Genomic DNA, 17,172 nt, shown 5'->3' with positions numbered 1-17,172 from the left:
TGGCAAAACGCATGAAAAAAATCATTCTCTCTTTACTACTACTGGCAAGTTCAGGGGCCGCGCTGGCAGCGCCACAGGTCATCACCGTCAGCCGTTTTGAGGTTGGCAAAGATAAGTGGGCGTTTAATCGGGAAGAGGTGATGCTGACCTGCCGTGCAGGTCACGCGCTGTATGTCATCAATCCCAGCACGCTGGTGCAATATCCATTGAATGATGTTGCCAGAGAACAGGTTGCGAGCGGTAAAACCACGGCGAAGCCGATTGAGATTATCCAGATTGATGACCCGACGAAACCGGGTGAAAAAATGAGCCTGGCGCCGTTTGTTGAGCGTGCAGAAAAACTCTGTTAATTGTCAGATGTAGCGTTCTGATTTCCAATAAAAAAACCGCAGGATCTCACAGGAGAACTTGCGGTTTTTACATTTGGTCGTGTAACAGACTGCCTTTTTTTCCGGTCACTTTAGTCGCGGACTGGAAAACCTGGCGCTGTCATCTATTCTTAAATGGCAGGGTAACTTAGCCTGCATTAATGCCAACTTTTAGCGCACGGCTCTCTCCCAAGAGCCATTTCCCTGGACCGAATACAGGAATCGTATTCGGTCTCTTTTTATCGGGCTTTAATTTCAGTCACTTAGGACTCCATGTCCGAAAATGTCCGAAATTTGTCCGAATTCAAATATTCGGTCTTTATTCGTTATACCACACCATTTTTAACATTCACAATTCATTTACGAAGAAAAATTAGATCAGCACATACTCTTTTTTTCTCGTATCAAGATACTTCTCAGTCATTTTTTCTGACTTGTGCCCCAGCAGTTTTTGCGCAAAATCCTTCCCGAATTCCTTCTCATACATCCTTCCCGCCAGACTCCGAATTTCATGAAATGAAGGTGGGTTTTCTGAAAACTTTAAACCAGAAAAATTTCGTGCTTTCACAAAACCTTTTGTCAGACTGTCCAGGTTTATGCTTCCGTCTTCGCTGTTTTTTCTGATCCCGGGGCTTATCAAAAAATCGCATCGACTGACAAGCCGGCAGCGATCGATGATGGTCGACAGCCTCAGGCCGGATGCTTTCAACGTCAGTGAAAGTGGGATAGCCAGGCAAGACCCGGTTTTTTGTTGCTCGATGTACAGTCGTTCATCTTTAATGTCACTGAAGCACATCCGGGCGACGTCTTCACGTCGCTGACCGGTGACCAGGGCGAGATCCATCGCCAGGCCGAACCATGCTGGCATGCGCTCTGCACCAGCACGAACGGCCACAAACATTTCATATTCCAGGCGCTCGCGCAGCACTTTAATTTTAGGTGCTCGAGTTGGGTCCACAGGATTGGAATCAACACGTCCTTCCACAACGGCCTCACGGAAAACATCAGACAGTACTGATCGCATGGTTCCTGCCATCGTTGTTTTGCCGCACTCCGTCCAGCGATCAATAAACTCAGCCACATCTCGGGTGGTTATGCTGGCCAGTATCATTACGCCAAAGTATTCTCTAATGGTCGCCAGCTGCCCGGCGCGAACTTTGTAAGTATTGGTCGCCAGCTTGCGTCGTTGCAGGATAATTTCGTACCGATCGAGCCAGCTGGCCATGGTGTATTCATTAGTACCTTTCAGTTGTTCGAGTAGGGCGATTGGAGTGTAATTTTTATCGATGTAGTGATTTGCTTCAATGGCCTGGGCGATCGCTTCCCTGCGCGAAATTTTACCCAGAGATATCTCTTTTCCGTCGACGGGATTGCGCCAGGAATATGACTTCCTGGCTTTACGATAGGTCAGATTCTTAGGCAAATTAGCGTCATACTTGTCCGGCCTCGCCATCGATAATCCTCTCTATCAATCGCCCTTTTAACGGGTGTCTGCTTTGGTTTGTGTTGATCGTTTTACAATATTTATTTGGTCGGATAAAAACCGCATCCGGCCTGACGCGATACTGGGTGCCTTCCTTCTCTGGCGCTGGGTAGATATTCCCGTTTCGCGCCCATTTCCTTAGCGTTCCTATTGGTGGCGGTACTTCATATCTGAGTTCCGCCCAGCGTTCGAGTGATACAAGTTTCACTTTCACCTCGATAGCCAGCCATTACGATACGCGCAACAGCTGGCACTGGTTGATATTCAATAATCAGTTTGCGGTCAGACGTTGCCAGATTGCAGATATGTATTTGACCTGATGCCGGGCGTCAGAAAGCGCATTGTGCATGTCGCCTTCAAACGGGATGTCGAAGCGTGGGTTGATACCGACAGATTTACCCAGTTCAACCATGGTCCTTACGTCCCTGTCATTCCAGAACGGAACAGCAAAAGGAGTTTCTGTTAAGGCATATGCGCGGCGGAGAATGACGTTATCAAACGAGCAACCATTACCCCACATCTGAACGGTGTGACTACCGTTAGCAGAATTTTCAGCAATAAAGTCAGCCAGTAGTTCAAGGGTTTCACGCAGCCCCAGGGCCTCATCAACAAGAATGGCTGAGCGGGCTTCAGATGATTGTTTCAACCACCACTGAATTGTCAACGCATCCGGTTTCATGCCAAACGACATCGATGATTCAAGACTGACAACCTGGTAAAATTCGGCACCAGTGTTACCAGTTGAAGGATCAAAATATACGGCGCCGATAGAGACTATTGGTGCATCAGGACCGCTGCCCATAGTTTCCAAATCAACCATCAGGTGAGTATAAAAAGCGTTCAGGTGATCCGTATCTATATGGTGAACGGGTTCATTATTCAGGGAAGCTGGAGGCTCACCAGTTGCATCAGTGCTTTCAACTGGCAAAGCTGCTGCTTCGCCCTGAGGCACATCAGGATTGGCTTTGATTTCGCTGTTGTCAGTTTTTTCCATCTGCACATCGCTGGTGGTTTCCTCGGTATTGGCTTGATGTAATTTTTCTTCGACGGCGCGCTGGCGTACCTGGTCTACGACAGAAAGCGCTGGCGCCGGCTGGTTACCCATCAGACCATCGATGGAGAAAACACCGTTGCCCATGTTGGCGATTTCTGGTTGCTCGGTTATTGCCTTCTGTTCAGCTGTGGACTTCTCTTTAATCTCGTTTTCCCAGCTTTTTTCTGGTACGTGACCGGCTGCCGCCAGGGTTTCTTCAGTTGGGTGCTGGTGGTCGGTTTCAGTCAGGTTTTTGTTGATGTAACGGCTCAGCAGTTCCGGGAAATGGTGAGTGTTTTCTTCTGCACTACGAATAAGCGCGAAAATAGCGGCGCGGGAATAATCCAGGATGCCAGCGCGTTTGCGCAGGGCGGCGGACCACTCTTTGAAAGGGCTTTCGTTTTTAGAAATGATCTCTTTTGCACGACGGAAAACGCCACCAGGAATATCGTAGATGTTGAAATCCATTGGAAGTGTGGCCAGCGCAATATCAATGTCCAGAGTATCCAGCGTGTGGACAAGTTGCGGGTTGCGATCGGTCTTATTGCCTCCACCAGCGTTGGTTCCGGAGTCAGTGCGCTGAATCTGCGACACACGATTGCCCTTACACCACTCTTTAACCAGCAGCCCACGGTCAATGTACTCAGTGTTGAACCAGGCCTTAAAGAACTGAATGACGGTGACCAGTTCAACTCGTTTTCCATCAACCGGAAAAACGGTTTTCAGCGCGCTGACAATCTTCCAGATATCGATCTCTGGCGCCTTCCTGAATGGTTCTACATTCTCGGCGGCAAGCAGCAGGTTCTGCACATAGCTGTTATCCACATCCAGCTCGAGTTCTTGAATGGTTTTCTTCTGCTCAGTATCAATATGGTAAGCATATTCATCAGAAATAAACTGAGCCAAAAGGCGCTGGCGTAGCGGGAGAGTCGCAACGGTAATGAGTTCAGGCGTTACAGGTGGAGTGGTATGTTCATCACCCGCAACTCCTGCTTTCTTTTGATTAACCCACTCCTGAACGGTAAGAGCTCGCTTTTCTGGTTCTTCAATCCATTCGGTAATAAATTGCTCAAATGAAGCAACGGTATAGACCTGCTCACGGTCAAAAACTTCTTTTATTGCATTTGCCAGCTTCCACTCAACATGAGCAGAAAGCTCTTTCACCGCCGGCACATTCGCAACGGCCAGTAACAGGTTTTGTACATAGAGATCATTTTCGTCCAGTACCATTTGTCCGATCTGGATGTGCTGCGCTTCACTGATTTCCTTCTCTTCAGTGTCATTGACCAGGTGCGCAATCAGTCGCTGAGACAGGCGCAGGCGAGATATGGGGCGGAGCAACGTTGGTGCATCGCTGGTGGGTACATTGGCACTGGTAGTTTCAGGTTTTTGCTGGCAGGAAGTCTCCTGATTCTCATGATCAAGCTTCTGTTTCAGTTGCCACGTTTGCTGATCTTCTGCCAGTTCGTAACGATCGCACCATGTGTCATCAAGTGTGCTTTCCTCAGGAAGATCGTCAACAACAAACCAGTTGGTGCGGACAGGTAATTGATAGTCGGCGCCACGACCGACGGCAATATCGTTGTCTTCGAGAATATTGAGGATTTCGCGTTCTGCACGGGAATCTGATTTCGCAGAGAACCAGCAAAACAGGTTTTTTGCCTCAGTTGCTTTCGCTTTGGCTTTAATAAGATACGCATACGTTAACATTGCGTTCGGGCTCCATAGGATTGTAAGATACCCGGCAGCTGATGATCGCCGCCTAAGGTAGTGGTTATTGGTCAAAACTCGTTCCGGAAAGCTTTGGTCGGCTGACCGGGTACTTAACCCGCCTTGCGCGGGTTTTGTGCTTTATGGGGTAGGGGATTTTCCCTGCGCCAGCTGTGCGACGGGGACCCACTCCAGAGCATTCAGCACGGGCTCAAATGAATCAGGCGTGTGAGTAACGGCGCGAACGACGTCAGCCACGCTGGGGTTTGCTTTGTTAAGGTGGTACCCGCCACCAGCGCCACGCTGGCTGGTGACGATTTCACTGCTGCGCAGCTTCGAGAAGATTTGCTCCAGGTAAGACACAGACAGCTTTGATTCCTTGCTGATAGATGCGATGGAAACCGGGCTGCCGTTGTAAATTCTGTTGAGGATGGCAACGACCTGAACTGAAGCCACCACACGTTTTATTCCAAACTCCATCACGCATCCTTTGCCGGTTCGCGACCGTATCCTGGGTTATCGTTTAAGGCGTCATTCAGAACCTGCATTGCCTCATTATGTGGGAGAGTCAGAGCAAGTTTGATCGCCGTTCCAAGAGCTTCAGCCGCACATTCAAACTTACGAGCGAGCCTGGCTGTTTCATCAACTTGTTCACCCATCGCTTCCATTTCAAAGTTGTGCTCAGTCCAGACTTCATCCATCACATCACTTTCAACTTCTTCACGTAATGCTTCTTTTACTTCCAGAACAGGCAAAACCCCGATTAATGCCTCTGCTGGTGCGCTGCTGAAGCGCAATGCCAGATCGTTCGCTGACATAAAAACCTCCGGAAAAAAGCCCGCCACGGGACGGGCTAAGAACACTTTTCCAATTTAACCAGAACAGGTCTTCGTCTCCTGTTTGGTTACGATGGTGGTATTACCATCACAATGCCCTGTGCACCGGGCATGAGGCTGGCAACAGCCATTGGTCAAACTCGTTATTAACGAACTACGGTCTGTTGGTCGGCAGACGGGTCGCCCTTCTGGGCAAGCGTGTAGCAAATCAGTCGAATGATGACTTCAATGCGATTTAGATGTACGGCCTGACACCGCACTGGTTTACGTGCGAAATCGATCATGGATTTATCCTCTTGTGTTGCCCTTGTCGCCAGGCTGGCGGAACGTTGAACCTGCTGCGTGTTAATGCCTGCCATCTCATCCGGTGATTCGTATGCCGCCGGCAGCTACTTCGTGGGCGTCCTGCCTTGATGACTGATTTTCTAAAATCAGACTACAAATAATATTTTCATTGGTCAAGTTTTTATTGAAGATAAAACTTTCAATGAAGTCTGCGGGTATTTACATTTTGTGAATTTTAGGCGAAAAAAAAGCCGCGATTGCGGCTGTTTGGTGGGGTTCTATCTCAGTCGTGAGGTATTGGGGGTTCAATTTTTCTTTTCTTGAGGAATTCTGCCATGAATTTATCCAACTCATCGAGCCTTTCATTAGCGAGGGCAATAAACCGATCTTGCTCAGACTCTGGAAGCTGATCGAATACCTCCAGCAATCGCTGCTGCTTATCATTTAGGATAGTTTTGCTCTCGGTGGTTTCCTTAAGCCATTTTTCTTCAGCATCAGTCATAAAGAACCAATACAAGGGCTTACCTAGAGCTTCCGGCAGCAAAGCCAACTTTTCCTTTCTTGGAATAATTCCAGAGTTGCACCAGCCACTGACGGATTGAGAGTTCACACCAACCCGGCGGCCTAACTCAGATTGAGATATGCCAGCTTCTTCGAGGGCTCTTATCAGTCTTTCTTCAAAGTTCATATTCATATCCAAATCAAACCATTAAGTAAGGATACAAAGTTTTTTTGCAGATTGGATCGTTCTATTTTCTTGACAATGAAAATTTTATTTTCAATCATATGAAAACAAAATCAGGAGGCACCATGAAAGAACAGACCCAGAAAAAAATACTTACGTTATGTGGTAGTCAATCAGAGCTGGCTCGCCGGCTTGGTAAAAATTCGCAAACTGTTTCAGCTTGGTTTCGTACCCAAGTCGCCAGCACAGAGGTTCTAAACGCTTGCAGGGCTTTGGACTGGCAAGTTATCCCCCACGAATTGCGTCCTGATCTTTATCCTAACCCCACTGATGGTTTACCTCAAAAGGAGGCTTAATCATGCAATCAGTAACATATCAACATCATAGCCAACGCTTAGCTGTTCCGTTGAAAACGCAAAATCATTTTAAACCCCAGCGCCGCGACAGCATTCAGCACCGCGTCATATTGGCTGCCGTTCGTGAATGGGAATCAACGTTACCAGGGCAGGCACAGGAACGGATAGCTCAGCTGGTGGCTGAAGAGTGGGCCAAGGCAGATGGCCGCGGAATTGCTGTTAATAAACAGAATTTATTCCGATATCTGAAAAACGAAGGAGGGTCAGAAAAGTACACGTCTTACGTTATGCGGCTGTCAGGCTCAATCATCAGCGCTATGCCAGTTCAGATCGCAAGGAAGCACGGGTTAAGTAATGCGAGCACAGAAGCGGAGCTGGTGGCTAGCGCTATCAAGGAGTGCAGTGAGGCACACCAGGCGAAATTAGTTGGCGCGCCATTACAGAAGCTTGAGAAGGAGATTCGTGAAGCGGCAATCGCATTGTTCAACATGTTACCAGCTGACGCGGCGGGACCACTACTGGCGAGTATAAGTGCCGTAGCGCCGCAATTGTTTTAATCGAGTTTTGAGCAATAACCATTACGCGCCGGGAAACCGGACAAGGGAGTAACCATGGCAGCTCTGCCTTACATGCAACTTTACATTGCTGATTACCTGGCGGACACCATGCATCTGTCTACAGAAGAGCATGGCGCATACCTGCTACTGATGTTCAATTATTGGCAAACAGGTCGCCCGATCCCCAAAAACCGACTATCGAAAATTGCACGGCTGAGTAACGACCGTTGGGATGCCGTTGAACCTTCGTTGAAAGAGTTTTTTAACGATAACGGAACCGAATGGGTACAGGAGCGTATAGAGCGTGATCTGGAGGCGGTTAAAAACTCGATCAGCCAAAAGTCAGCAGCTGGAAAAGCATCCGCTCAGGCGAGAAAAGCTAAAAAAGGAGCGAATAACCAACAAAATAACAACGGGTGTTCAACGGGTGTTGAGCCACCGTTAAAACAGAATGCCAACGGAAACCCAACTAATAAAGATCCAGATACAGATACAGATCTAAAAGAAAACCAAGAGAGAGAGTTATACGCGCCAAGTGGCTTTTTACCGCCCATAGGCAAATTTCCGATCACAGATGACTGGACACCTGGTGATGACTTTGTACGCCAGGCTGCGCAGTGGGGAATAAACCTTGGGGATCTACCAGGGTATACCGACGTCGAATTACAGCAGTTCCGGGACTACTGGAAATGCGAAGGGAAAGTTAAACACCACATCCAGTGGGAACAGACTTTTGCTTCCAGCCTGAAAACATCACGCGCCAAATCTTCCTCACCATCGGCAGGTACACGTCGACAGACTGGCTTTGGCGTTTCACAACCTGACACTCAGATCCCGCCGGGATTCAGGGGGTAATGATGAAATCGACGCATGACTTGCTTGGCCGTCTACGTAATCTCATGCCTGCAGGTGTTCAGCCGAAATTTACCAGCAGTCAGGAATTAATGGCCTGGCAGCAGGAAGAAGGGCGAAAGCGCGCAGCTGAGCTGGAAAAACAAAATCAGCGTAACCGTTCAGAAAGGATTTTTGGGCGATCAGGGATCTGCGAGTTGCACAGGGGGTGTTCATTTGCAAATTACCAGGTGAGCAACGACGGGCAGAAACACGCGCTGACGATGGCTAAGAGCTACGCCCATAACTTTGGGAATGGCTTTACCAGTTTCATATTCAGCGGCAGTTGCGGAACAGGGAAAAATCATCTTGCCGCGGCAATCGGGAACTACCTGCTTCAGCACGATTATTCCGTTCTGGTCGTGACAGTACCTGATTTGATGCTTCGCGCACGCAAATGCTATGACGAGGGCCAGTCTGAGTCCGATTTGCTGGACGATTTGTGCAAGGTTGATTTGCTTGTTCTTGATGAGGTTGGTGTTCAACGAGATACGCGCAATGAGTGGGTATTACTTAATCAGATTATCGATCGCCGTATGGCGTCAATGAAACCAGTGGGGGTGCTAACAAACCTGAATTATGACGAGTTATCTAAAGTTCTGGGTGAGCGGGTCATGGACCGCTTAACCATGGATGACGGTATCTGGGTAAATTTCGCCTGGGGAAGTTATCGCAAAAATGTGACCCATTTACGGGTCGTGAAGTAACTAAAACGAGTATTGACCAATGACCATAGAAATCTCTCAGAAAGATCGGGTAGCGATAGTGGTACGCCATACCCCGAACTGCGTATTACGTGATGTGTGTGAAGCGCTGGATATTCCATCCGGTACCGCAGGTAAGTTTCTGCGCACGTTGACTGTCAGCGGCACAGTCCTGCGTACTCACAACGGAACTCAGTATGTTTATAACATCGCTCCGGATGCCGAATTACCTGACGTAAAACTGCCCTTCATGGAAGAGAAAAGTGACCCGGTTGAAACGCAATTAGCAGAGAAAATGGCGAAAGACCTGAAGTCCCGAGGACTCTGGCGGCGCGCGGCAAAAGTATATACCGACATGTTAGACATTGCCCGTAGTTCAGCTGAAGTGTCACGTATAGCACAGCAACGTAATGAATGCCTGCGTATGGCCCGGAGATGATCAGCATGCCAAGACCAAACACACCAGAAGAGCAGGCGGCACTTATCCGGGTGATCATCGAAGAAGTGAAAATCCGTGGACGCTTAACCGTTAGCGAGGCATCACAGATGTTGTCGCTGCATCGTCAGACTGCTGAGAAGTATTTCCGCGTAGCAGCCGAACGCGGCGAACTCATTCGTTACGGTCGTCTAGGTTTGTTCAGGGACCAAAAGGCTGTGATTGATTTCGATCTCCAACGTTTTTCATACGGATCGAGTAAGCCTGTGATTGAGTTACCAGCAGATTTTCGGGGAAGTGCGGTTATGCGCCGGGTTATAGATATCGTGGGGAGAATGCCAGCATGAAACCGACATACGAAGAACTTGAACTACAGATGCTCGACATGGCAGTACAGCTCGCTAACGCCGAGAGCAAGTGCAGGGGGCTGGCGGCTGAGAACCACATATCAAGAAAAGCAGTTCAAACTTTCTGTGATGTGGTTGGCGCTAATACCGATGCCATCTGCGAAGAAGTCGGGCAGGACGGAGTGAAGGCGATTCTTGCTGCTATGAGCGCAACGGGCAACATGCCAGCGACAGACGCCTTTCTGGCTGAAATGCGGGCGCAGGGCGTGGAGATGTTAACCGCCTACCGCAAATCTGAATGGATGGATTCTTATATCGATGATGCTAACGAATTCGCAGCCCAGCTTCGCAAAGGAGCCGCGCTATGAGCAAGAACACAATTCCGGAGTGGATGCGCTCAACAAAGTCTACCGAAGCAGAGCGGAAAGAAGTACGTGAGGCTATTACTCGCTATATCAATCGCCGCAAGGAAGAAGGATCAGCCCAATGACAGCACTCAACAAACAGGCACCAAAACTGTCGGCAGCAGAATTCATTGCGGCCATTGCAAAAGCCACTGAATTACGATCGCGTGATGGTCGTGATGCTGTAGCCCGTAGTGTCTACGAGAAGGTATTTAAGCCTTTGCTGGATGAAAATCTCCAACTACAGCGCGACAATAACTCCCTTGAAGCGGCAACGCTTGCTATGCGTGACGATATGCGGGAAACGCGTGAAAAGTTGGAAGCCGCAGAGAGGCGCATAGTAGAAACCAATCAGCGCAATACTGAACTGACAGCGAAGATAGAGCCGATGGATCGTCGCATAGCAGAGCTGGAGGCGCAGACCGTCACAGTGCAGTTGCCAGCAGATAACGCGGCAGAATCTGAATCACCAGAAGATGACGCAACGGCCTGGTTTGATGAGGGCTGGAATGCTCGCGGAAAGGCCGACAAAGAGGCACTAATCGCCGCTGGCATTGGCGTGAAGGGGGAGTGAGCATGACTGTAGCACTAAGAGATAAACGTCGCAGCGGGCAACGCATCCCAGGACTCGGAATGTCAAATGGGACATGGTTCGCGGTGCTGGATATTCCAGGAATGGAAAAACTTGTTAACCAGCAACATACCAATGACCCGCTCAATGTTACCCCAGCCAAAGCGAAAAAGATGGCTGACATCGTAGAAACATGGACACCACCTAAAGGATGGTCCGGCGACATGGCTGAAAAAATGAAGGGTTATATCGTCGAATTTCTTCGCGCTTGCAACGGATTCAGGAGTCACTAACCATGACAACTAACAACCACCCGGCTCGCGGCCTTGTATCACTCGATCGCCTGCACCAGATACACGAAATACTCAGCAAAGCAGCAGCACAAAGCGACGGCGGTAATCTCGGCTACGCAATGGCTGATGCTGTGAAGGTGATTGATGTGGTGATTGCCCGCGAGCTGGTACGCCGTGAGCATTCAGTATGGTCACAGACCACTTTCGGCGATGTCGGCCCAGTTGGTCAGCTGAAGCACCTTTCCAAAGAAGCGCTCGAGGCTGCTGCTGAACCAGGCGACCTTAGCGAATGGGCTGACATGCAATTCCTGTTATGGGATGCACAACGTCGTGCCGGTATCAGTGACGAGCAGATTACCCTGGCGATGGTAGAAAAGCTGGCGGTAAACAAGCAGCGAGAATGGCCTGAGCCGAAAGACGGGGAGCCGCGCCTGCATATCAAAACTGAACAGCATCAGGGAGAGAAGTGATGGATCCGCAACTGGAATACGCCACGAAGCGTATCGTCGAGCTGGAAAACCTGCTGCTGGTGAATGTTGAGGAAACTGTCTGGCCTGCCGAAGTGGGAATGGTATATAGCCAGATTGAAAGTGCCGAGGATCTCCCGTCACATCACCAGCGGCGCCTTAAACATCACATCAATCGCATGTGGCTGGAGAAACTGCCGGTACCGGACATTATCACAGCGGCACAGTCACTGGCCATCGCTATGGAGAAATACGCGTGAGAGAAATCATCGTTGATAACTTTGCCGGCGGCGGTGGGGCAAGTACGGGAATTGAGCTGGCGATCGGTCGTAGTGTTGATATAGCAATCAACCACGATGAGAACGCCGTGGCGATGCACACAACGAATCACCCTGATACGCTGCACTATTGCGAATCTGTGTATGAGGTTCGCCCAAAGGTGGCTACCGCTGGGCATCGTGTCGGTCTGGTGTGGCTTTCCCCTGACTGTCGACACTTCTCAAAGGCAAAGGGCGCTAAGCCAGTAGAGAAGTCTATACGAGGTCTGGCATGGGTAACTTTGCGCTGGGGTCTGGATGTTGACCCTCGCGTGATGATGCTGGAGAACGTCGAAGAGTTTAAAACGTGGGGGCCATTATTACGTGAAATGCCATTCATCAGTCACGCGGATCGTTTTCTTGATGAATTTATCGGACCACCTGAGCCAGTTGAACAGCGTCCTGACCCGGCACGGGTCGGTGAGACCTTTAACGCCTTTGTCGCAATGCTGACCACGGGTATTTCTGCATCACACCCGGCGCTGGCTGAATGCTGTGAGTTTCTGAATATTTCGCTTGATAGCGAAGACGCTGCGCGGCTGGTTAAAGGCCTTGGTTATGTTGTCGAGTATCGCGAACTGCGCGCATGCGACTATGGTGCGCCGACAATCAGAAAACGTTTCTTCATGGTCATGCGTCGCGATGGGAAGCCGATTGTGTGGCCGGAACCAACGCATGGGGATCCGAAATCACCTGCGGTTCAGGCTGGCAGGCTGGCACCATGGCGTACAGCTGCGGAGTGTATCGACTGGACAATTCCGGCACCGTCGATTTTCGACCGCAAAAAAACGCTGGCAGAAAATACCCTGAAGCGCATCGCGCGCGGCATCCAGCGGTTTGTTATCGACAGTGCGTCGCCGTTTATCGTGAAGTGCAATCACACCACGACCAAAGGAAAATACGACTGTTTCCGCGGGCAGGAACTGAGTGAGCCTTTGCAGACCATTACTAAAACCCACGGTTACGCGTTAGCCGTCCCACATCTTACCAAATTTCGCACAGGCGCAACCGGGCAGCCCGTTACCGAACCTGTTCCGACGGTAACCGCGGGCACGTCAAAACGCCCGGGCGGGAACGGGCATGCTCTGGGTATCGTTGAGGCAGCCATTGCACCGTTTGTTGGCCGGCAGTTTGGGGCAAGTGTCGGCCACCGGGCAGACGAACCGAGCGCAACCATCACCGCTGGCGGTGGCGGTAAATCTCAACTGGTAACGCCTACGCTGATCCAGATGGGGTATGGCGAACGACCTGGACAAGAACCGCGTGTGCTGCGGCTGGATAACCCGCTGGGGACCGTTACTGCAGGTGGAAATAAATTCGCGACGGTGAGCGCTTTCCTTGCTAAACACTACGGCGGTAACTATACGGGGCCGGGTGTCGGTTTAGATGAGCCTGTTCATTCAGTTACCACTGTTGATCACCACGCAGTTGTCGCTGCGCATTTGATGGTCAATAACACAGGACATCCCGGCGGTACGCTGGACAATCCGGCTCATACCATAACGACGGGAAATCATCACGCTGCAGTTACGTCGCATCTGGTTAAACTGCGCGGTACCTGCCGGGACGGGCAGCCAACCAGTGATCCAATGCCAACGGTGACGGCGGGCGGCCTGCATGTAGGGGAGGTGAAAACCACTCTTGCGGTCGATGAATACGACGAACATCGCGCGCAGCAGGCGCTGGCGTTTCTGCGTAAATACTGCGGCGAGGATTGTGACGGGCTGGTGACCATTGACGGCATAACTTACCGCATCGTTGATATCGGCATGCGCATGCTGCAGCCACACGAGTTATATCGAGCGCAGGGCTTCCCTGAGTGGTACATCATCGACCAGGACTATCGGGGCAAGAAGTACGCGAAGGATAAGCAGGTTGCCCGCTGCGGTAACGCCGTTCCTCCGCCTTTTGCTGAGGCGCTGGTGCGTGCTAATTTGCCGGAGCTTTGTCAGCAGAAACAAATAGCGGCTTAATAAAACATTGCTAATTCAACCCGCTACGGCGGGTTTTCTTTTTTTACTACTGACAGAAAATTAACAATTTGTGCTCTTAAATCGTTGATCATTTCCTTGCATAGGTATACTGTATAAAAACACAGTATATGCAATGGAGGCCATTATGAAAGTTGAATTAACCATTGATCGCATGAAAGAACTTCCTAAAGGCGCGGTACCAGCACTGGAGAAAGAATTGCTTAAGCGTCTGAATGATCACTATGACAATTGCAGGCTCACAATCCGCCGTGCCGGTTCAAATGGGTTAAGTGTTATTGGCGGTGACAAGGACGACAAAAAGAAAATTGAATCAATCCTCCAGGATACCTGGGAAAGCGCTGACGACTGGTTTTATTAATTATTTTGGGTGTTACTTTGATCCCGTTTGCATGGGGGAGTTTAAGTGAAAGAAAAAGTAGAATTGCCCAAAAAAGGCTACGCAGTCATCAGATGTCACGATGGAGTCATCGTTGCCAGACTGCAATCATTTCCTGAGTGTGAGCGAGCACTGATGTACCGTCGCGGTAGCATGGTGTCTTTCATGCCTCTTCAGGATGATGAAATTATTGGTACACCTACGTTATTTACTCAGATGCTGGAAAGGGCTGGTTATCGCGTTACCCAGAATTCTGTTACACTCCCGTCATAGGCCTGAACAACCTATACCTGCTGCGCCACAGGAGAAAAGCCCCATGGCGCAAGATCAATTCAAGCAATCCCACATACTGACGTTAACCAACGCCAGCGATTTTCTTTTTGCCGCATCCAGAGGTGCGTTATGAAGAAAAGCTGGTTTCAACATACACAACTCACCACTGAGCAGGCTGACGAACTGGAAGCCCGCTATCACGCAAAGCAGATTAAGACCGAGCGTAGTCTGGATAATGACTTCATTCACTGGACGATCAGCGCGTTCTTGCCAGAAGTCTCTAAGACTCCGCGTCAGGACAGAACATGGCAACAACGGATCTGGAGGTGAATGTGAAAGTCTACGATATCACCCCAATGGGCAAGCCCAGAATGACGCGCGCTGACAAATGGAAAAAACGCCCCGAGGTTCTGCGTTACCGCGCTTTCTGTGATGAAGTTCGTCTGCGGGGTGTTGAGCTGCCGGAAAGCGGTTCACATGTCACCTTCATTCTGCCGATGCCAGCGAGCTGGAGCAAAAAGAAACGGGCTGAGTTCAACGGTAAACCACACCAGGCTAAACCTGATTTCGACAACATGATGAAAGCCCTGATGGATGCTATTTACGAAGATGACGCTCACATCTGGGATTCACGCGTCACAAAATTATGGGGAGAGAAGGGACAAATAATTATCGGGGAGATTGCAGAATGAGGGCGCTGCTGAAGCCGGTGGTTGCGCGTGAGCTTGGAATTGTGCTGCTCAAGCCGGGCAGTGAGCTGATGTCATTATTCAGTTGTGAACGTGTGCTGGTGGAAAGCCAGCCAGCAGGTATGGAGCGTTTGCCTGCTGGCCGTGTTCCTGACGTTCGCCAGCCGCTTGCATGTGACGAGTCCCTGCGACCGTTCTTCCTGGATGAAAAAGTTATTAAGGCTGCTGGTGGTTTGAGTGGCCTTGATTACTGGCTTCTGCGCTATGGCGGTAGCTGCTGCCAGTGGCCACACAGCGATTACCATTATCACGAGTTAACCATCTTGCGCCATGAACCCGGATCGGTTCTTCTGTGTGGACATTGTGATAACCATTTGCGCGACCACTACAGCGAACAACTTGCAGAGCTGGCGAGATGTAATGTTATTAGCTGGATTATCAACAGCATCATGGTGGCGCTGAATCAGGATCCTTCCAGAGAACTGTCGCTGGCGGAGCTATGCTGGTGGTCGGTGCGTATGGGTGTTACCGACGCAATTCCCGAATCAGTAGCCAGTCGGGCGCTTCGTATTCCTTCGGAAGATCATCAGTCAGTCATGCATGAATGCGACATCGAACCGGGTCTAACCGCCACCAGCATCATTACAGCCAAAGCCAGCACAGTAACCGTGAACATGCCACCAGCGCAGGTGCCTGAGGTTAAGCCCGTAGTTGGTGTTCTGGTCGACCCTGAGTCCCCGCAAACCTATATGAAACGTCCAAAGCGTATCCGCTGGACGGCCCCCGGTTATCTGGAATGGATTAAAACACAGCCCTGCGAAGGCTGCGGTAAACCATCAGATGACCCACACCATTTAATTGGCTGGGGGCAGGGAGGGATGGCAACGAAGGCGCATGATATTTTCGCGATCCCCCTGTGTCGTCAGTGCCATACAGAACTACATAACGACCCGGTGAAGTTTGAGCGAAAGCATGTACCTCAGCCGGTAATGATTATCAGAGTGCTGGACCGGGCTTACGGGCTCGGTGTTCTGGCGTAAGGAGAAGAACAGGATGACACCACGTCAACGCCGCAATCATTATGAAGCACTTGGTAAAGCAGCATCTGCACCGCGTAAAAGCTGGCTGGGTAAATGTATCCTCCTGACAGGGATCCAGTCAGGATGGATTAAATCCCTGCTCACTACATGGGGAGAGGGTGTGGGAGGAAAAACAGCACCCCGTATGCCGCGGGGCCATGCGTGCTGGAATGTGCTTAAGGGACGGAACTGGTCAGATAAGGCGCTTGAGCGTTTCACTGCTGCGTTAAATCAGGCGAGAGAAGAGGGATTCCGTGGACAGCAGGCAATGAACAGGGCACACAGCATTCTCTGGCCCCAGTCACCCGCCAGTGTAATTGACGAGGCCCTGCATAATGACGATGTCGATTTTGTTGAGCAATGCGTACTACAGGCGCTGGATATTAGCGATCCGGTTTATGTCGTTGGTCTTCAGTATTACACCACACGAAAAAAAATCTCAGATATAACCCGGGAACTGCAGGCGATTGCGCCCTGGCTGACACAAGAAAAGGCCAGAGAGCGAGTGAAGTGGTGTTTACAGATTTTCAGAGCAAAGGTGTTCTTGTCAGCCAAAGCACTTTTGGAAACTGAGGAATAATGTTTTTGCTTTTTTGTGCTGTTTTTTGTGTCTGGTATTGAAAACTACCCAGAAAGTTAGATAATCCATTCATGCTTGGCAGAGCTGCACCACGATGGCAGCGACGAAAAGCGAACAATTTGAATATAACGAGAACCCCGCCAGCGCGGGGTTTTTGCTTTCCGGCGATACGACAGGGGTATTCGCGAGGTGCATTGCACCAGTACCCCTGTCATATCGTCGATCTAATCTTCCACAAATATTAAGCCTCGCAATTCGCGGGGCTTTTTCATTTCAGGCTCACGGGAATCAATTACTACGTGCTTTGTTGATAAATCCAGCCCGTGAAGCCTGACCCTTTCATCACACACAGCGCCATCCGAAGTATCGGAGGTGAGGCTATGACCAGAATGAGCACCATTTACAGCAGACTTTCATATGGAACAGGTACCACGCTGA

At 50.1% G+C, this 17,172-nt stretch carries 27 protein-coding genes; 20 read left to right on the top strand and 7 right to left on the bottom strand.

The window, feature by feature from the left end:
* Nucleotides 1–11 precede the first annotated feature (11 nt).
* Complete coding sequence (locus OOJ59_RS23475) at nt 12–350, top strand: YebY family protein (RefSeq protein ID WP_038641391.1); 339 nt, start codon at nt 12–14, stop codon at nt 348–350.
* Nucleotides 351–741: 391 nt separating this feature from the next.
* Here OOJ59_RS23475 and OOJ59_RS23470 read toward each other — a convergent pair whose 3' ends face one another.
* The 7 genes from OOJ59_RS23470 to OOJ59_RS23440 form a co-directional block, all read right to left on the bottom strand.
* Nucleotides 742–1,821: a tyrosine-type recombinase/integrase gene (locus OOJ59_RS23470; protein ID WP_268063516.1), complete on the bottom strand. Its 1,080-nt coding sequence runs from the start codon at nt 1,819–1,821 to the stop codon at nt 742–744.
* Entirely contained in the window at nt 1,799–2,059 is a 261-nt protein-coding gene (locus tag OOJ59_RS23465) for an excisionase (RefSeq protein WP_072211989.1), read from the bottom strand. Before OOJ59_RS23465 ends, OOJ59_RS23470 begins: the two co-directional genes overlap by 23 nt.
* A gap of 63 nt (nt 2,060–2,122) precedes the next feature.
* Nucleotides 2,123–4,594: an exonuclease gene (locus OOJ59_RS23460; protein ID WP_268063515.1), complete on the bottom strand. Its 2,472-nt coding sequence runs from the start codon at nt 4,592–4,594 to the stop codon at nt 2,123–2,125.
* A 141-nt stretch (nt 4,595–4,735) separates the two neighbouring features.
* A complete protein-coding gene (locus tag OOJ59_RS23455; RefSeq protein WP_188332468.1) occupies nt 4,736–5,074 on the bottom strand; it encodes an RrF2 family transcriptional regulator in 339 nt (112 codons plus the stop codon).
* Nucleotides 5,074–5,412, bottom strand: a complete 339-nt coding sequence (locus tag OOJ59_RS23450) for a hypothetical protein (protein ID WP_135107954.1) — start codon at nt 5,410–5,412, stop codon at nt 5,074–5,076. The genes OOJ59_RS23455 and OOJ59_RS23450 overlap by 1 nt, the downstream gene beginning before the upstream one ends.
* Before the next feature lie 164 nt (nt 5,413–5,576).
* Nucleotides 5,577–5,789: a hypothetical protein gene (locus tag OOJ59_RS23445; RefSeq protein WP_086523794.1), complete on the bottom strand. Its 213-nt coding sequence runs from the start codon at nt 5,787–5,789 to the stop codon at nt 5,577–5,579.
* 209 nt (nt 5,790–5,998) lie between these two features.
* Nucleotides 5,999–6,403, bottom strand: a complete 405-nt coding sequence (locus OOJ59_RS23440; RefSeq protein WP_137348669.1) for a helix-turn-helix domain-containing protein — start codon at nt 6,401–6,403, stop codon at nt 5,999–6,001.
* A gap of 122 nt (nt 6,404–6,525) precedes the next feature.
* Between OOJ59_RS23440 and OOJ59_RS23435 the strand changes: the two genes are divergently transcribed.
* The 19 genes from OOJ59_RS23435 to OOJ59_RS23345 all read left to right on the top strand — a co-directional run bounded on the left by OOJ59_RS23435 (nt 6,526) and on the right by OOJ59_RS23345 (nt 16,734).
* Nucleotides 6,526–6,756 (top strand): transcriptional regulator, encoded by a 231-nt coding sequence (locus OOJ59_RS23435; protein WP_102803801.1) that lies wholly within the window; start codon nt 6,526–6,528, stop codon nt 6,754–6,756.
* A gap of 2 nt (nt 6,757–6,758) precedes the next feature.
* The gene (locus OOJ59_RS23430; RefSeq protein WP_268063514.1) at nt 6,759–7,313 is read left to right on the top strand and encodes a toxin YdaT family protein; all 555 of its coding nucleotides are present in this window, start codon (nt 6,759–6,761) and stop codon (nt 7,311–7,313) included.
* Between the two features lie 54 nt (nt 7,314–7,367).
* Nucleotides 7,368–8,168 carry a DUF1376 domain-containing protein gene (locus tag OOJ59_RS23425; RefSeq protein ID WP_268063513.1) on the top strand — a complete coding sequence of 267 codons (801 nt, stop codon included), beginning with the start codon at nt 7,368–7,370 and terminating at the stop codon, nt 8,166–8,168.
* Nucleotides 8,169–8,170: 2 nt separating this feature from the next.
* A complete protein-coding gene (locus tag OOJ59_RS23420; RefSeq protein WP_048235132.1) occupies nt 8,171–8,911 on the top strand; it encodes an ATP-binding protein in 741 nt (246 codons plus the stop codon).
* Between the two features lie 19 nt (nt 8,912–8,930).
* The gene (locus tag OOJ59_RS23415; protein ID WP_121581675.1) at nt 8,931–9,347 is read left to right on the top strand and encodes a PerC family transcriptional regulator; all 417 of its coding nucleotides are present in this window, start codon (nt 8,931–8,933) and stop codon (nt 9,345–9,347) included.
* A gap of 5 nt (nt 9,348–9,352) precedes the next feature.
* A complete protein-coding gene (locus tag OOJ59_RS23410) occupies nt 9,353–9,691 on the top strand; it encodes a DUF977 family protein (protein ID WP_016150447.1) in 339 nt (112 codons plus the stop codon).
* Entirely contained in the window at nt 9,688–10,059 is a 372-nt protein-coding gene (locus OOJ59_RS23405; RefSeq protein ID WP_442781393.1) for a hypothetical protein, read from the top strand. Before OOJ59_RS23410 ends, OOJ59_RS23405 begins: the two co-directional genes overlap by 4 nt.
* Entirely contained in the window at nt 10,056–10,181 is a 126-nt protein-coding gene (locus OOJ59_RS23400; RefSeq protein WP_268063512.1) for a hypothetical protein, read from the top strand. Before OOJ59_RS23405 ends, OOJ59_RS23400 begins: the two co-directional genes overlap by 4 nt.
* The gene (locus OOJ59_RS23395) at nt 10,178–10,669 is read left to right on the top strand and encodes a hypothetical protein (RefSeq protein ID WP_268063511.1); all 492 of its coding nucleotides are present in this window, start codon (nt 10,178–10,180) and stop codon (nt 10,667–10,669) included. Before OOJ59_RS23400 ends, OOJ59_RS23395 begins: the two co-directional genes overlap by 4 nt.
* 2 nt (nt 10,670–10,671) lie before the next feature.
* Nucleotides 10,672–10,959, top strand: a complete 288-nt coding sequence (locus tag OOJ59_RS23390) for a DUF7739 domain-containing protein (protein WP_268063510.1) — start codon at nt 10,672–10,674, stop codon at nt 10,957–10,959.
* Nucleotides 10,960–10,961: 2 nt separating this feature from the next.
* Nucleotides 10,962–11,429 (top strand): DUF550 domain-containing protein, encoded by a 468-nt coding sequence (locus OOJ59_RS23385; protein WP_268063509.1) that lies wholly within the window; start codon nt 10,962–10,964, stop codon nt 11,427–11,429.
* A complete protein-coding gene (locus OOJ59_RS23380; protein ID WP_268063525.1) occupies nt 11,429–11,686 on the top strand; it encodes a hypothetical protein in 258 nt (85 codons plus the stop codon). The genes OOJ59_RS23385 and OOJ59_RS23380 overlap by 1 nt, the downstream gene beginning before the upstream one ends.
* The gene (locus OOJ59_RS23375) at nt 11,683–13,716 is read left to right on the top strand and encodes a DNA cytosine methyltransferase (RefSeq protein ID WP_268063508.1); all 2,034 of its coding nucleotides are present in this window, start codon (nt 11,683–11,685) and stop codon (nt 13,714–13,716) included. Before OOJ59_RS23380 ends, OOJ59_RS23375 begins: the two co-directional genes overlap by 4 nt.
* Before the next feature lie 145 nt (nt 13,717–13,861).
* The gene (locus tag OOJ59_RS23370) at nt 13,862–14,095 is read left to right on the top strand and encodes a DinI family protein (RefSeq protein WP_268063507.1); all 234 of its coding nucleotides are present in this window, start codon (nt 13,862–13,864) and stop codon (nt 14,093–14,095) included.
* A 45-nt stretch (nt 14,096–14,140) separates the two neighbouring features.
* Complete coding sequence (locus OOJ59_RS23365) at nt 14,141–14,386, top strand: hypothetical protein (RefSeq protein WP_127791700.1); 246 nt, start codon at nt 14,141–14,143, stop codon at nt 14,384–14,386.
* A gap of 129 nt (nt 14,387–14,515) precedes the next feature.
* On the top strand, nt 14,516–14,716 hold the full coding sequence (locus OOJ59_RS23360; RefSeq protein WP_065944708.1) for a hypothetical protein: 201 nt from the start codon (nt 14,516–14,518) through the stop codon (nt 14,714–14,716).
* Entirely contained in the window at nt 14,692–15,078 is a 387-nt protein-coding gene (locus tag OOJ59_RS23355) for a RusA family crossover junction endodeoxyribonuclease (protein ID WP_065944709.1), read from the top strand. Before OOJ59_RS23360 ends, OOJ59_RS23355 begins: the two co-directional genes overlap by 25 nt.
* The gene (locus tag OOJ59_RS23350) at nt 15,075–16,115 is read left to right on the top strand and encodes a DUF968 domain-containing protein (protein ID WP_268063506.1); all 1,041 of its coding nucleotides are present in this window, start codon (nt 15,075–15,077) and stop codon (nt 16,113–16,115) included. The genes OOJ59_RS23355 and OOJ59_RS23350 overlap by 4 nt, the downstream gene beginning before the upstream one ends.
* A 13-nt stretch (nt 16,116–16,128) precedes the next feature.
* Nucleotides 16,129–16,734 (top strand): hypothetical protein, encoded by a 606-nt coding sequence (locus tag OOJ59_RS23345; protein ID WP_268063524.1) that lies wholly within the window; start codon nt 16,129–16,131, stop codon nt 16,732–16,734.
* Nucleotides 16,735–17,172: the final 438 nt, after the last annotated feature.

The organism is Citrobacter sp. W9 (genome assembly GCF_026719375.1).
Lineage (GTDB): Bacteria > Pseudomonadota > Gammaproteobacteria > Enterobacterales > Enterobacteriaceae > Citrobacter > Citrobacter werkmanii.
The sequence above is the reverse complement of the archived record's forward strand: the minus strand, read 5'-3'. Positions and strand labels throughout refer to the sequence as shown.

What these genes read in the sequence shown, in the direction of transcription:
- OOJ59_RS23475 (WP_038641391.1), top strand. Translation starts at nt 12, where the DNA reads ATGAAAAAAATCATTCTCTCTTTACTACTACTGGCAAGTTCAGGGGCC.
- OOJ59_RS23470 (WP_268063516.1), bottom strand. Translation starts at nt 1,821, where the DNA reads ATGGCGAGGCCGGACAAGTATGACGCTAATTTGCCTAAGAATCTGACC.
- OOJ59_RS23460 (WP_268063515.1), bottom strand. Translation starts at nt 4,594, where the DNA reads ATGTTAACGTATGCGTATCTTATTAAAGCCAAAGCGAAAGCAACTGAG.
- OOJ59_RS23455 (WP_188332468.1), bottom strand. Translation starts at nt 5,074, where the DNA reads ATGGAGTTTGGAATAAAACGTGTGGTGGCTTCAGTTCAGGTCGTTGCC.
- OOJ59_RS23450 (WP_135107954.1), bottom strand. Translation starts at nt 5,412, where the DNA reads ATGTCAGCGAACGATCTGGCATTGCGCTTCAGCAGCGCACCAGCAGAG.
- OOJ59_RS23445 (WP_086523794.1), bottom strand. Translation starts at nt 5,789, where the DNA reads ATGGCAGGCATTAACACGCAGCAGGTTCAACGTTCCGCCAGCCTGGCG.
- OOJ59_RS23440 (WP_137348669.1), bottom strand. Translation starts at nt 6,403, where the DNA reads ATGAACTTTGAAGAAAGACTGATAAGAGCCCTCGAAGAAGCTGGCATA.
- OOJ59_RS23435 (WP_102803801.1), top strand. Translation starts at nt 6,526, where the DNA reads ATGAAAGAACAGACCCAGAAAAAAATACTTACGTTATGTGGTAGTCAA.
- OOJ59_RS23430 (WP_268063514.1), top strand. Translation starts at nt 6,759, where the DNA reads ATGCAATCAGTAACATATCAACATCATAGCCAACGCTTAGCTGTTCCG.
- OOJ59_RS23425 (WP_268063513.1), top strand. Translation starts at nt 7,368, where the DNA reads ATGGCAGCTCTGCCTTACATGCAACTTTACATTGCTGATTACCTGGCG.
- OOJ59_RS23420 (WP_048235132.1), top strand. Translation starts at nt 8,171, where the DNA reads ATGAAATCGACGCATGACTTGCTTGGCCGTCTACGTAATCTCATGCCT.
- OOJ59_RS23415 (WP_121581675.1), top strand. Translation starts at nt 8,931, where the DNA reads ATGACCATAGAAATCTCTCAGAAAGATCGGGTAGCGATAGTGGTACGC.
- OOJ59_RS23410 (WP_016150447.1), top strand. Translation starts at nt 9,353, where the DNA reads ATGCCAAGACCAAACACACCAGAAGAGCAGGCGGCACTTATCCGGGTG.
- OOJ59_RS23405 (WP_442781393.1), top strand. Translation starts at nt 9,688, where the DNA reads ATGAAACCGACATACGAAGAACTTGAACTACAGATGCTCGACATGGCA.
- OOJ59_RS23400 (WP_268063512.1), top strand. Translation starts at nt 10,056, where the DNA reads ATGAGCAAGAACACAATTCCGGAGTGGATGCGCTCAACAAAGTCTACC.
- OOJ59_RS23395 (WP_268063511.1), top strand. Translation starts at nt 10,178, where the DNA reads ATGACAGCACTCAACAAACAGGCACCAAAACTGTCGGCAGCAGAATTC.
- OOJ59_RS23390 (WP_268063510.1), top strand. Translation starts at nt 10,672, where the DNA reads ATGACTGTAGCACTAAGAGATAAACGTCGCAGCGGGCAACGCATCCCA.
- OOJ59_RS23385 (WP_268063509.1), top strand. Translation starts at nt 10,962, where the DNA reads ATGACAACTAACAACCACCCGGCTCGCGGCCTTGTATCACTCGATCGC.
- OOJ59_RS23380 (WP_268063525.1), top strand. Translation starts at nt 11,429, where the DNA reads ATGGATCCGCAACTGGAATACGCCACGAAGCGTATCGTCGAGCTGGAA.
- OOJ59_RS23370 (WP_268063507.1), top strand. Translation starts at nt 13,862, where the DNA reads ATGAAAGTTGAATTAACCATTGATCGCATGAAAGAACTTCCTAAAGGC.
- OOJ59_RS23360 (WP_065944708.1), top strand. Translation starts at nt 14,516, where the DNA reads ATGAAGAAAAGCTGGTTTCAACATACACAACTCACCACTGAGCAGGCT.
- OOJ59_RS23355 (WP_065944709.1), top strand. Translation starts at nt 14,692, where the DNA reads ATGGCAACAACGGATCTGGAGGTGAATGTGAAAGTCTACGATATCACC.
- OOJ59_RS23350 (WP_268063506.1), top strand. Translation starts at nt 15,075, where the DNA reads ATGAGGGCGCTGCTGAAGCCGGTGGTTGCGCGTGAGCTTGGAATTGTG.
- OOJ59_RS23345 (WP_268063524.1), top strand. Translation starts at nt 16,129, where the DNA reads ATGACACCACGTCAACGCCGCAATCATTATGAAGCACTTGGTAAAGCA.